Below are 13,205 nucleotides of genomic sequence, written 5' to 3' on the forward strand. Positions count from 1 at the left end.
CCCTTTTTTTCATATTTTTTTTCGTTCGCTCAGCTTTCCATCAAATTTAACTTAAATAGCTAGTTTTTGCAGCGTTTTGAACCCTTCGGCTTCGAGAACTGGTTGTAACCCTTTTACGTTGTCATCCATTAATAAGCAATATGCGAAGTTTTCCTCATCTGAATTGATGATTTCAGCTTGATTATTAATGAGCCAAATAGTTCTTCTGGCGATTGCAGAACCTGAATCAATGAATCGAGTTCCATCTGGTAGCACTTTTTCGAGTTCTTCTATTAATAAAGGAAAATGCGTGCAACCCAAAATAACGGTATCAGGCGGCTCTGGCATTCGAATCCATGGCCTAACAGTTTGAGCGACTTCATCGAGTGGTAAGGTTTCCCCATGTAACTTTCTTTCTGCGAGTTGAACTAATTCCGCAGAACCGAGGGAAATCACTTTACAGTCTGTAGCAAACCGTTCGATCAGCTCTTTGGTGTATTCACGGTTTACAGTGCCTTTCGTCGCCAATAAACCCACCACGCCATTACGCGTTAACTTAGTTGCGGGTTTAATGGCTGGAACAACCCCAACAACTGGGAACGTAAAATGTGCTCTCAAATTAGGGAGGCTGACCGTACTTGCGGTATTACACGCAATAATCACAATAGTTAAAGGATGTTTTGCAGCAATTACATTTACGATTTGATAGACCCTATCAATAATAAACTCTTCACTTTTTTCACCATAAGGGAAGGCTTCATTGTCGAATGCGTAGATATAGTGGGCATTCGGGATCATTTTTTTGACTTCACGATAGACAGATAACCCGCCCACTCCAGAGTCAAACACTAGAATGGTCGGGCGAACAGATAGGGTGTTATCAGAAGTTGTAGCTTCCAGTGAGGAAATATTCTCTTCCAGCGGTGCGATAACCATACGCGGTCTCATAGTCTTTATCGAACATATTAGCTATTTTACCACGAATTGTGAGATGTGAAGTGATTGGATACGCAGCTGTGAGACCCCAAAGGCTAACACCGCCTTGTTTTACACGTCTAGAAGGAAATTGGCTATAGTCATTATCATAGCGAGAGCCTATATATTGGTAGGTTAGCCCCATATCTACTTTATCAATAGCCCAATCTAGCTGGTATTTAACTTGCTGCTTAGCCCGTCGCTCAAGAACCTTATCCGTCTTTTTGTTACGAGGGTCAACATATTGATAGGTAACTTGGTGATGAAGGATACCTGTTTCGAACTCACCAACCCATTCAACACCTTTAATTTCAGCTTCGCCAATGTTCTCATAAGTGCTAGTCGGATAACCTGATTTATATGCAATCAGGTTATCAATATCATTATGGTATGCATTGACCTGCCAAAAAAGTGGTCCCGTTGTTCCTTCAACACCAATCTCCCACTGCTTACTTTCCTCGGGTTTCAAGTTCGGATTACCTAGCGTTGTTCCATATGCCGATGAAGAATACGCATATAATTGAGTTAGATTAGGTGCTTTATAAGCAGTTGCATATGAACCAACAAGTTTGTAACCTTCATGAAACTCCCAACTAAGGCCTGATTGCCATATTGTATGCCAATTAAATTCAGAGTGATGGTCAGAACGTATAGCGGCCTCTGCAGTTACTGAATCAATAATTGCATATTGCCCTGTGAGGTATATCCCAGTGTTATTTAACGTTTGTTTTTCATTGATCATCGCGTAGCTGCTAGGCTCAATACTTTGGCGTTGATAATCAATCCCCGCACTAATATTACCTTTATCTAATAGGTAACTATTACCCCATTGAATATTGTACTGCTTAGACTCATCAAGATTTGCAGATTCACTATATTGCCCTTTTCTAGGATCAAAATTGTAATCTTTTGAATAACCATAGCTTCCCATCAATGATGATGAATATTTTCCTTGATGATATTTCAAACCTGTTTCATAAGTACGGCTATAAAGCTTACGCGTATCAACACTAACTCCCGCATATTCTGATACGTCATAACTCGTTCGATTGTCATAACCGTACGCCCTTGCATACGCTAAGATTTCTGAAGAAAATTGATGTTCAACACCTAACCACAATGACTTGCTCAAAAAGCCATCTTTATCATATTGTCTTGGGCTAACTTCTTTTGGTGCTAAATCAAATCCTTTGGTATGCGTATAAGCTCCGGCTGCGGTTACCGTCGTATTTTCACCAATTTTTTGCTGAGTCGAACCGTTATAGTTTTGGTAACTGTGTGAGCCAATACCTGCATTTAAAGTTGTGCCATCGTTATCACGGCGAGTAATAATATTTACTACTCCACCTACTGCATCAGAACCATAAACCGCTGAACGGGCGCCGCGAATATATTCAATGCGTTGCACCAGTGAGATAGGAATTTGGCTCATATCGGAAGAGCCAGAAATGCCCGCTTGATTCAAACGAACACCATCAATCAGCACTAAAACGTGACGTGATTCTGTGCCTCGTATAAATAGAGAGCTTTGTTGACCCATTCCCCCGTTTTGCGCAATATCCACTCCCGGCAGGCGCCTTAATACATCTATCACGGTATTGGATTGCCAATGATCGATATCTTCACGAGTGACCACCGTCACTGGCGCTAATATAGAAGAGATGGGTTGTTCAAAGCGGTTAGCGGAGACAACCACTTGGTCAGTTTTATTATTTGCACTTGCCAAAGAAGAAGTAGCGCACAGCACAGCCAGCGCAGCGGCCGATAACGGCAGCGACTTTTTATTATTCATTATGATTACACTCGGAAAATCAATTCAATTAATGTTCCGCGAGGTTGAATATAGATTCGCGCAGATATTCAACAAAGCGATTGGTAGCGTGGCAGGTATCGGACTTATAAAGTAACAAGTTGGGTTTCTATATATGAAATAAAAACGATATATAAAATGAAAATTCGACCTGTTATATCCCCTAAATAATTCAAGTGACATGTAGGCGGCAAGCGAAGATATCCCTAGGAGCATACTGAAGTATGTGACTAGGGTAGCTGAGCGATGCCAACACCCATGTAGCTTGAAGAATGACGGGGATACCTTAATTACCGTTGCGCGTCAGTCTTGGATTTACACCAAATTCCCTAAACCACAGCCTATTATCGTAAGTTGAATAGTTATGAGTGTCTACGGATGGATAATGAAAACTGGACATCTTCGCCGCATTCCCTACAATTTCGCTCCTGATACGAATTTATTACTGTTTTATGGAGCCAAACATGCCAAACACCTTGCACACTGACGACTACGAACAACAGCTCGTAGAAAAAATGGATCGTTTAAAGGCGATGATGGCTCCTTTTAACGCCCCTGAACCTGAAATTTTTTCATCACCAAAATCGCATTACCGGATGCGCGCCGAATTTCGCGTCTGGCACGATAATGACGATTTATTTCATATTATGTTTGATAAGGAAACTAAAGAAAGGATCCGTGTTGACCAGTTCCCTGTCGCAAGTCAGTTAATCAATGACATGATGGCAGCGTTATTGCCGTTAATTAAGCAAAATGAATTACTGCGTCATAAATTATTTCAAATTGACTATTTATCAACGCTAAGTAATAAGCTGATTGTTTCGCTGCTTTACCATAAAAAACTCAGTGAAGAGTGGGTTGCTGAGGCAAAAGCCTTAAAAGCCGTTTTAGTTGAACAAGGCTTTGATGTGCAATTAATCGGCCGAGCGTCAAAAACAAAAATCATGTTAGACAATGATTATGTTGATGAAATATTACCGGTAATGGGTAAAAATATGGTGTATCGCCAAGTCGAAAATAGCTTTACGCAGCCTAACGCACAGGTCAATATCAAAATGTTGGAATGGGCAATTGGGGCAACACAGAATTCGACGGGGGATTTATTAGAACTTTACTGCGGAAATGGAAACTTTTCATTGGCATTAGCGCAAAACTTCGAACGCGTATTAGCCACTGAAATTGCAAAACCTTCTGTGGCTGCTGCTCAATATAATATCGAAGCCAATAATATTGAAAATGTTCAAATTATTCGTATGTCTGCAGAGGATTTTACCCAAGCCATGCAAGGTGCTCGTGAATTTAGGCGCCTAGAGGGTATTTCTTTAGCCGACTACCAGTGCAATACCATTTTCGTTGACCCGCCTCGCAGTGGTTTAGATGCAGAAACAGTGAAGCTTGTTCAGGGTTATGACCATATCCTATATATTTCGTGTAACCCAGAAACGCTATGCGATAACTTAGTTGAGCTGACTAAAACGCATAAACTAGAGAAATTAGCCTTATTCGACCAATTTCCCTATACCCATCATATGGAAAGTGGGGTATTACTGAGCCGCTATTAGTTGGCTGAAAACTCGGTTATTAAAAACAAAAACGCCGCATTTTACTGCGGCGTCTTATTTAGTAGAAAAGTCGTCTAAACTTAGTTTTCGACTTCTTGCTCAAGTGCCAGCTCCGCTTTTTCTTTCTTACGTGCTTTCCAGCTTGAGTACATCCACAATGCGATAATGACAATAAAGGTTGCTGGGATAAAGTTAGAGCCTATTTCAGGGTTTTGAACGCGTAAAATCGCGGCATAACCAAATAGGCCAATAAAAAAACTACCAGCAACAAATTTTGGCAACCCCATCGGCATGGCTTGATGTAAATAGCGCTGGTGTAAACAATACGCAGCCAATATTAGGGTTAAAATTGGAAAAAATGAAAAGTCGACCAACGAGTTAAACAGCGTTGAAAACGTCCCATGAGTTGCAAGGCCAATCACAAAGGCTAGCAATAATGTGCTTCTTTCATAACTTTTTTGATCCGTCATTGATTCTCCTTATTATTTAGTAAGGTCTGGGTCAGTTTGATTTTGTTTTTCCTGTTCTCGGCGGTACCAGTAATAGGCGCCTTTCGCGATCATTCTTAACTGTAATACCAGCCGTTCTTCGAGATTTCTGCGTTTTTCTTCATCAATGTCTAGCGCTTCCGCACCTGCGCTAAAGACAATCGTTACCATGGCCTCGGCTTGCATTTCAGTAAAATGGCGAGGCATACGGCTTTCAAGTTCAAGGTAATCGGCCAATTCCGCAATAAAATGTTGAATTTCCCGAGCGACCGCTGCACGAAACTCCGCAGATGTTCCCGAACGCTCCCGCAATAATAACCTAAAGGCATTAGGGTTATTACCAATAAACTCCATAAAAGTTGAGACTGATGTACGGATCACACTCCCACCTTTTGCAATACGCTGTCTTGCTTGACGCATTAGCTGGCGTAACATCAAGCCACTTTCGTCAACCATCGTCAACCCGAGTTCATCAACGTCCTTGAAATGACGGTAAAATGAAGTTGGTGCAATCCCAGCTTCACGTGCAACTTCCCGTAAACTGAGGCTAGTAAAGCTCCGCTCAGCGCTTAATTGGCTAAATGCGGCTTCGACGAGTGAACGCCGAGTTTTTTCTTTTTGTTTTGCTCTAACGCCAATTGTGTTGCTCACGGTGATCCTAATTTCTTATCATGGAAGGTCAATGTAATAAGTATTACTCTTCGCCTAGCATACCTGAAAATAATTAAACTGTTTTGGAGAAAAAGCGACTATCGCTGCAATTTACTCATTTTCAGAATTTAACTTAGCCTTTTTTCAATTAGTTTTTTAACGCTGATATACTACCAACCTTTCACTAAACAATACTTCAGCAAATCCCTACTTTATGAACCTATGAATTATATTTAGGTATTTTTCTGAGGCTCTTGAACTAAAATATTTTCTCCTAAGAATTTCAAATTGAGATAAGGCGACAAAACAAGCGAACTCCTGGAAGTATATATAAGTATGTGACTAGAGTAAGCGAATGTCGCCAACGTTGTATCGATTTAAAAGACAGCGAGGAAATTAGGTGAAATAACCAACTAATGATAACATCTTGTTGTCATTTTGTTTTAGAGCAGGTCTTACCTCATGCAACTTACCCATTTTGATGCAATAGTCATTGGTTCCGGTCCTGGTGGTGAAGGCGCCGCCATGGGGCTAGTGAAACAAGGAAAAAACGTTGCTGTTATAGAACGTTATAATAATGTCGGCGGAGGCTGTACCCACTGGGGAACCATTCCCTCAAAAGCCCTCCGTCATGCTGTTAGTCGTATTATCGAATTCAACCAAAACCCGCTTTATAGTGATAACTCCCGTAGCTTAAGCTCCTCTTTCTCCGAAATTCTACGACATGCTGAAACGGTAATTAGCCAACAAACACGCATGCGCCAAGGATTTTACGAACGTAATGGTTGCCAAATGTTTTCGGGTGAAGCCACCTTTATCGATGAACAACATATCAGTGTCCGCTACGCGGATGGAAGTTGTGATGTTTTAAGTGCAGATAAAATCGTCATTGCCACTGGCTCTCGTCCATACTGCCCTTCTGACGTTGATTTCAACCATTCTCGAATCTACAACAGTGATACTATTCTCAACCTAACCCATGAACCTCGCCATGTGATTATTTATGGTGCAGGTGTTATCGGCTGTGAATATGCATCTATTTTTCGTGGGTTAGGGGTTAAAGTTGACTTAATCAACACCCGTGATCATCTCTTGGCCTTTCTTGACCAAGAAATGTCAGATGCCTTGTCGTATCATTTTTGGAATAGTGGTGTTGTTATTCGCCATAATGAAGAATATGAAAAAATCGAAGGGGTTGAAGACGGCGTTATTGTTCACCTGAAGTCAGGTAAAAAAGTCAAGGCGGACTGTTTACTGTATGCGAACGGAAGAACCGGTAACACTGATAGCTTAGGCCTGGCTAATGTCGGGATCGAAGCAGATGGCCGCGGTTTAGTTAAAGTCAATAAAGCGTATCGCACCACTAATGAACATATTTATGCTGTTGGTGATGTCATTGGCTACCCAAGTTTGGCCTCTGCAGCTTATGACCAAGGCCGAATTGCAGCCCGAGCCATTGGGGGTAGTTTAGGTAATGCACATTTAGTGGAAGATATTCCAACAGGGATTTATACCATTCCTGAAATTAGTTCAGTTGGCAAAACAGAACAAGAACTGACCGCAATGAAAGTGCCTTATGAAGTTGGCCGGGCACAGTTTAAACATTTAGCACGTGCACAAATCGCAGGTATGAATGTCGGTAGTTTGAAAATATTATTCCATAGAGAAACATTACAGATATTAGGCATTCACTGTTTCGGTGAGAGAGCGGCTGAAATTATCCATATCGGCCAAGCTATCATGGAACAAAAAGGTGAAGGTAATACTATCGAATATTTCGTCAATACGACGTTCAATTACCCGACGATGGCGGAAGCTTTCCGTGTTGCAGCTTTAAATGGTTTAAATCGACTCTTTTAATTATTGAGTGATTAATGGTTGCCAATAATCTGGCAACCATCATCAACTAAAAAAATAATATTGGTAGCTTAACCCTAAACTCTATTTTTATAATAGTTATCCATTGAGTTATAGATGGTCTCCGCTAATTGTTCATAGCGCCCACGTAACGGTGAACCCGGGCGATAAACTAATACGATAGTTCGTTTCGGTTCAGGTTCAATGCAATTTAAATAACATACCCCATCACGACAAACTTCATTTGGCACCGATAAATCAGGTAAAAGTGTAATTCCACTCCCTGCTGCCACCATATTTCTTAACGTTTCTAAGCTCGTTGCCCTGAAGTGTGTATCTTCTTTAGCACCCGCTTGGAAGCAAAAGCCCATTGCTTGGTCACGTAAACAGTGGCCATCTTCTAACATTAATAGTTTTTCACCTGACAATTCACTCATTTCAATCGTATCACGATCATGCCATGGGTGACTCTCATAGATAGCCAATTTCATGGGTTCTTCAAATAAAGGAACAACAATGAAAGGGTCTGTTTCTTTTACTTCAGCTAAAATAGCGCAATCTAATTTACCACTGTCTAACTGAGCTAATAATTGCTGAGTTTGCGCTTCATGCAAATAGATTTCTAATTTAGGGTGAGCTTGGTGCAATTGCGGAATAATATGAGGTAATAGATACGGCGCAACCGTTGGAATTAAACCAATATGTAATGGCCCTGACATGCTTTCCCCTTGGAGGGCTGCCATTTCTTGTAATACCTTAATTTCACGCAAAATAGTACGGGCTTGTTCAACCAATAACAAACCTTGTTGAGTAAAAAGAACTTTACGGCTAGTTCTTTCTAACAACATCACGCCAAGTTCTTCTTCTAATTTACGAATTTGGCCACTAAGAGTTGGTTGGCTAACATGACAAGAATCCGCGGCACGTCTAAAGTGTTTATGTTCGGCGAGTGCGACGAGGTACTCTAAATCTCGAATATTCATATTTCTTTTCCTTTCGTGAATTCTCTGTCAAACCAAAGATAGATAATACCAATCACTATATCGATATTGTTTTGTTTTATCTATTGATAAATTGAAAAATAGGGGGAAAACCTCATTTTTTGAAGGATACACGCAATATAATGAAACAAAGTGTAATATTTAGAAATAAAATGTATCTCATTCCTGACTCTTCAACAGAGAGAATAGTTAATTAATGATTAAATTCATTTACCATTAGCATTTCAATATAACATTCCTAATAAAAGCATTAACCGTGTTTTTTTAGAATAAAATTTCAATAAATTATATCCTAACGTTGCCAAGTAAAATCCCAACATTCTCCTCAAAAAATATAGGCTATTTGTGTCATTAATTCACATAATAGATAAAATTAACTTTATTTTAACACTTAGTGAATATCACTAGAATAACTAAATTATTAGAATTTAATATGTATTTAGTCACACTTCATCAGTTTTGAATTAATTAAAACATACAAATATTTATTATATTCATCTCAAACAAAAGAAACATTTTGTTATCTTTCCTTTCACTCTCTATTAAAGTTTGTAAGTTTTTATATAAAAGTAAATGTAAATTGCAGCCTAATTTTGTTAAATTTTATTTAAATCACTATTACAGATTGATAACAACAGGAAATCACTAGATAATCCAACTATAAAAAACTAATAGATAACACAAATAATGAAATAAAACACCACAAATTATTAAATGTATAGTCTTATTGGCCATAAAGATACAAAAGGATAATTTTAAATTACAATGAGAGTAATTTTGTTTTCTTTATATTTTTAAACATTTCCTTTTTTAATTTTACACCTAAATAGTGTTTTTAAATTTATAATTCCCACATCAAAAACACCAGGGAATATCAGTTCATTATTATTATTCTTATTTAATCGCACACAAATCTAATTTAAACATACAGCAAGTTGATTAATCAAAAATCAATGATGGGATACTATTATGAAAAATTTATTAACAAAAACTCAAAAGTTTGGCCCTCGTTCACTCTGTGCATTGTTGCTCGTTACAACCGCATCTATTCATGCTTATGCAAGTAATGACCAACAAAATGGGGTTATTCATTTCTCTGGGGCAGTCGTATTTCCGTCTTGCTTTAATGAAGTGACCGACAATCATGTCACACTGAATTGCTTAAATAACCAATCTGATATGGTTTCCAGCAAAATAAACTTGAATAATGTTGCAAATACTCAAGGTTGGAAGGTAATCAATGAAGGTAGAGGAGAGTATTCATATAACTGGGTGAATGAAGAAAAACAACTCGGAATGCTAACCATTAAATATATTTAAAAACAAACGCGTTATGGGAATCGGGGTAGTCATGCTACCCCCCATTTTTTCTTCTACAACTAATCACAGTTCTAATCGTTTTTTTGCTTCCACAATAGCACTTGCCACTTGCTTCTGAGATACCCCACCTTTTGCTAACCGCTTATCTAAACAAGATTGTAGCGATAAAATTTCATAGACATCCAACTGAATAGTGTCACTGAATTTTTGCAAATCACTGAGAGCCATTTCTTCTAAAGCTTTACCTTGCCCAATCGCTGCAACAACCGCTTCGCCCACGATATGATGCGCTTCGCGGAATGGAACACCTTTAGCAACGAGGTAATCAGCAAGCTCAGTTGCATTGGCATAACCTTGTTTCGCGGCATCTTCACAACGGCTACGACGAATTTGAATACCATCAAGCACTAACGCAGCCATATGCATGCAATCTAACCAAGTATCTAATGCGTCGAATAACCCTTCTTTGTCTTCTTGCATATCTTTGTTATACGCAAGCGGCAACCCTTTAAGGGTCATCATCATACCTGTTAACGCCCCTTGGACACGGCCACATTTTCCACGGATTAATTCCAATGCATCTGGGTTTTTCTTTTGTGGCATTAATGATGAACCTGATGTCACTTTGTCTGATAACTCGACAAAACCAGCTTCACCACTATTAAAGAAAATTAAATCTTCAGCAAAGCGGGATAAATGAACCATACCGATACTTGCGTTGGATAATAGTTCAAGCACGTGGTCTCTATCTGAAACGGTATCTAAGCTATTACGCGTTGCCGAAGCAAAACCTAACCATGATGCTAGCTGCTCACGGTCGATATCATAAGCCGTGCCTGCTAATGCCCCGCATCCTAATGGGCTGACATCTAAGCGTTTTAGTGTATCTTTTAAACGGCTTTCATCACGCGCTAACATTTCACTGTAAGCTAAGCACCAATGTGCAAAAGTGACAGGCTGGGCACGTTGTAAATGCGTATAACCTGGCATCACGGCATCTTGATTATTTTCCGCAGTCAGCACCAGTGCTTTTTGTAGCTCTGTTACCGCTTCAAGTAGCAATGCAACTTGGTCTTTACACCACAGTTTTAAATCTGTTGCGACTTGGTCGTTACGGCTACGGCCTGTATGCAATTTTTTACCTAAATCACCGACTTTATCAATCAGTTGACCCTCAACCCAGCTATGAATATCTTCTGCGTCACTTTGCAGGATAATTTCAGGGTTATCTTGTACTTCTTTAAGTAAGGCATTTAGTGCTTGTTCTAAAGTTTGTTGTTCGCTATCAGACAATACACCAACTGTTACCAGTGATTTTGACCATGCGACTGAGCCGATAATATCTTGTTGCGCCAAGCGATAATCGAAACGCAGTGAATCATTAAACTGTTTAAACCGTTGATCTGCTTGCTGACTAAAACGTCCACCCCAAAGTGCCATAACTAATCCCTACCTGATTGATAAAATAAGTTTTTAACCCCGACAGCGGTCTTGGCTGCCGGGGGACTACTATTTGATTTATTTCGCTTTGTTTTGTTCTTTCAGCGCACGGATACGTGAAGATAGCGAGTAAAGACGAATAAACCCACCTGCATGACTGTGGTCATAAACTTCATCTTCACCGAATGTGGCAAACTCTTCTGAATACAAGCTCTTATCTGCTTTTTTCTGAATCGCAGTCACTTGCCCTTTATATAATTTCAGAACAACTTCACCTGTCACATCTTGTGCTAATGACTCCGCAGCAGCTTGTAATGAATGACGTAATGGTGCAAACCAGCGCCCGTCATAAACCACATATGACATTTCTAAACCGAGTTGCTCACGCCATTTGTAGCTGTCACGGTCAAGAACCAGTTGTTCAATACCACGTAGAGCAGCCATCATAATGGTGCCTCCCGGGGTTTCATAGCAACCACGGGATTTCATGCCCACTAAACGGTTTTCAACAATGTCGATACGACCCACTCCGTGTTTTGCACCTAAAGTATTTAATGTTTCTAAACAACCAAGTGGGGACAATGCTTGCCCATTCACCGAAACGACTTCGCCGTGTTTAACACCAACGGTAACCAGTTCAGCTTCATCCGGTGCATCTTGCGGGTCGACAGTCCATACCCAACAATCTTGGTTTGCCGCATTCCATGTGCTTTCCAATACACCACCTTCTGTAGAAATGTGCCATGCGTTTTCATCACGACTATAGATTTTTTCTAAGCTGGCTGTTGTTGGAATATTACGTTCTTTCAGGTAATCGAGCAGTGCTTCACGGGAACGTAAGTCCCACTCACGCCATGGTGCAACGACTTGTAACTGTGGTGCTAATGCCGTATAGGTGCTTTCGAAACGCACTTGGTCATTACCTTTACCTGTTGCGCCATGGGCAACAGCATCTGCCCCTACTTTTAAGGCAATTTCGACTTGTGCTTTAGCTATAATTGGGCGGGCCATTGACGTACCTAATAAATAGCTGCCTTCATATAATGCACCTGTTTTTAATACAGGGTAAATATACTCTTTGATGAACTCTTCGCGTAAATCCACTACGTAGCATTCAGATGCACCTGATTGCAGGGCTTTTTTCTCAACGCCCACTAAATCTTCACGGTCTTGCCCCACATCCGCAACGAAGGCCACGACTTCGCAATCATCATAGTTTTCTTTTAGCCATGGAATAATTGCTGATGTATCCAGACCACCTGAATATGCTAATACAATCTTTTTAATGCCCTTTTTCATAACGTACCTATCCGCTCAATTAATATTGTTATTCCATGGCTCATTTATGATGCCAAGATCCGTGTTCCGATTGCTGTTCCATTAAACAGCTCGGGAAGTTGTTCTGCATGACGCCAGCTTGCGATATCCACAGAACGTTGCAAGGCTGCCGCAGCGTCTAATGCTGCATTGACCTTCACAATCATTCCGTCAGTAATAATTCCCTGTTCAATTAACTTTTGCGCTTTTTGCGTCGTCATTTCATCAATTTTTTGGCCTTTACCATCCAAAATACCGCTCACATCGGACAATAAGACCAGATCTGCGTTTAATGCTTGGGCGATAGCGGTTGCGGCTTGGTCCGCATTCACGTTCATCAACTCACCTTCTGGTGTGATACCAATAGAGCTGATAATGGGTAAATAACCCGCGCCCAACAATAATTTCAATAATTTCGCATCACCAGGTTTAGCATTACCGACATGGCCTAATTCTTCGTTTAGTTGCGTCACCGTGGCACTTTGGCCATCACCGAGAGAAAGACCTACTGCCGAAAGTTGATACTTCGTTGCCCATGCCAATAATGTTTTATTCGCAGTGCCTGCTAATGCCCCCGTAATAATATCGATTTGGTCTGCTGGCGTGACACGCAACCCTTGCTTTTTAACCACGGGTAATTGCAGTTTTTGCATCAATTCATCAACTAAACAACCACCACCATGCACAATCACCAATTCGCGTTGATGAGCTTGCCGATAGGTTTGGATAGCTGTAAATAATTTTTCAAGCGCTTCGACGCTATCAAGTAACACTCCGCCCAATTTAATCACTAAGGGTTGCATGG

11 protein-coding genes are annotated in these 13,205 nt (G+C 40.3%); 3 read left to right on the top strand and 8 right to left on the bottom strand.

The annotated features are described in order from the left end of the window. Nucleotides 1–51 precede the first annotated feature (51 nt). Both murI and btuB read right to left on the bottom strand, forming a co-directional pair. Complete coding sequence (gene murI, locus PSE72_RS14270; RefSeq protein WP_004907112.1) at nucleotides 52–915, bottom strand: glutamate racemase; 864 nt, start codon at nucleotides 913–915, stop codon at nucleotides 52–54. Further along, nucleotides 860–2,746 carry a TonB-dependent vitamin B12 receptor BtuB gene (gene btuB, locus PSE72_RS14275; RefSeq protein WP_217007833.1) on the bottom strand — a complete coding sequence of 629 codons (1,887 nt, stop codon included), beginning with the start codon at nucleotides 2,744–2,746 and terminating at the stop codon, nucleotides 860–862. The genes murI and btuB overlap by 56 nt, the downstream gene beginning before the upstream one ends. Before the next feature lie 482 nt (nucleotides 2,747–3,228). On the opposite strand from btuB, the gene trmA reads away from it, so the two are divergent. Further along, nucleotides 3,229–4,326, top strand: coding sequence for a tRNA (uridine(54)-C5)-methyltransferase TrmA (gene trmA, locus PSE72_RS14280; protein WP_115168143.1), 1,098 nt, complete (start codon nucleotides 3,229–3,231; stop codon nucleotides 4,324–4,326). Nucleotides 4,327–4,406: 80 nt separating this feature from the next. Here trmA and PSE72_RS14285 read toward each other — a convergent pair whose 3' ends face one another. Together PSE72_RS14285 and fabR are read right to left on the bottom strand one after the other, a co-directional pair. Next, a complete protein-coding gene (locus PSE72_RS14285; protein WP_004907104.1) occupies nucleotides 4,407–4,796 on the bottom strand; it encodes a YijD family membrane protein in 390 nt (129 codons plus the stop codon). A 12-nt stretch (nucleotides 4,797–4,808) separates the two neighbouring features. Further along, nucleotides 4,809–5,465 carry an HTH-type transcriptional repressor FabR gene (gene fabR / locus PSE72_RS14290; protein ID WP_004265350.1) on the bottom strand — a complete coding sequence of 219 codons (657 nt, stop codon included), beginning with the start codon at nucleotides 5,463–5,465 and terminating at the stop codon, nucleotides 4,809–4,811. A gap of 462 nt (nucleotides 5,466–5,927) precedes the next feature. Between fabR and sthA the strand changes: the two genes are divergently transcribed. After that, nucleotides 5,928–7,325: a Si-specific NAD(P)(+) transhydrogenase gene (sthA, locus tag PSE72_RS14295; protein ID WP_004907101.1), complete on the top strand. Its 1,398-nt coding sequence runs from the start codon at nucleotides 5,928–5,930 to the stop codon at nucleotides 7,323–7,325. Between the two features lie 74 nt (nucleotides 7,326–7,399). On the opposite strand, the gene oxyR is transcribed toward sthA, so the two are convergent. Next, a complete protein-coding gene (oxyR, locus tag PSE72_RS14300; RefSeq protein ID WP_004907100.1) occupies nucleotides 7,400–8,305 on the bottom strand; it encodes a DNA-binding transcriptional regulator OxyR in 906 nt (301 codons plus the stop codon). A gap of 987 nt (nucleotides 8,306–9,292) precedes the next feature. Here oxyR and PSE72_RS14305 point away from each other — a divergent pair. After that, nucleotides 9,293–9,643, top strand: a complete 351-nt coding sequence (locus tag PSE72_RS14305; protein WP_115168144.1) for a hypothetical protein — start codon at nucleotides 9,293–9,295, stop codon at nucleotides 9,641–9,643. A 63-nt stretch (nucleotides 9,644–9,706) separates the two neighbouring features. Here PSE72_RS14305 and argH read toward each other — a convergent pair whose 3' ends face one another. The 3 genes from argH to argB form a co-directional block, all read right to left on the bottom strand. Then, complete coding sequence (argH, locus tag PSE72_RS14310; protein ID WP_004907096.1) at nucleotides 9,707–11,083, bottom strand: argininosuccinate lyase; 1,377 nt, start codon at nucleotides 11,081–11,083, stop codon at nucleotides 9,707–9,709. 78 nt (nucleotides 11,084–11,161) lie between these two features. After that, a complete protein-coding gene (locus PSE72_RS14315) occupies nucleotides 11,162–12,382 on the bottom strand; it encodes an argininosuccinate synthase (protein WP_004907093.1) in 1,221 nt (406 codons plus the stop codon). A gap of 44 nt (nucleotides 12,383–12,426) precedes the next feature. Further along, the gene (argB, locus tag PSE72_RS14320; protein WP_115168145.1) at nucleotides 12,427–13,203 is read right to left on the bottom strand and encodes an acetylglutamate kinase; all 777 of its coding nucleotides are present in this window, start codon (nucleotides 13,201–13,203) and stop codon (nucleotides 12,427–12,429) included. Nucleotides 13,204–13,205 lie beyond the last annotated feature (2 nt).

This window comes from Providencia sp. PROV116, assembly GCF_028482485.1.
GTDB classification, from domain to species: Bacteria; Pseudomonadota; Gammaproteobacteria; order Enterobacterales; family Enterobacteriaceae; genus Providencia; species Providencia rettgeri.

Coding starts and splice junctions, on each gene's coding strand:
- murI (WP_004907112.1), bottom strand. CDS start 915: ATGGTTATCGCACCGCTGGAAGAGAATATTTCCTCACTGGAAGCTACA.
- oxyR (WP_004907100.1), bottom strand. CDS start 8,305: ATGAATATTCGAGATTTAGAGTACCTCGTCGCACTCGCCGAACATAAA.
- argB (WP_115168145.1), bottom strand. CDS start 13,203: ATGCAACCCTTAGTGATTAAATTGGGCGGAGTGTTACTTGATAGCGTC.
- PSE72_RS14285 (WP_004907104.1), bottom strand. CDS start 4,796: ATGACGGATCAAAAAAGTTATGAAAGAAGCACATTATTGCTAGCCTTT.
- btuB (WP_217007833.1), bottom strand. CDS start 2,746: ATGAATAATAAAAAGTCGCTGCCGTTATCGGCCGCTGCGCTGGCTGTG.
- PSE72_RS14315 (WP_004907093.1), bottom strand. CDS start 12,382: ATGAAAAAGGGCATTAAAAAGATTGTATTAGCATATTCAGGTGGTCTG.
- sthA (WP_004907101.1), top strand. CDS start 5,928: ATGCAACTTACCCATTTTGATGCAATAGTCATTGGTTCCGGTCCTGGT.
- PSE72_RS14305 (WP_115168144.1), top strand. CDS start 9,293: ATGAAAAATTTATTAACAAAAACTCAAAAGTTTGGCCCTCGTTCACTC.
- argH (WP_004907096.1), bottom strand. CDS start 11,083: ATGGCACTTTGGGGTGGACGTTTTAGTCAGCAAGCAGATCAACGGTTT.
- trmA (WP_115168143.1), top strand. CDS start 3,229: ATGCCAAACACCTTGCACACTGACGACTACGAACAACAGCTCGTAGAA.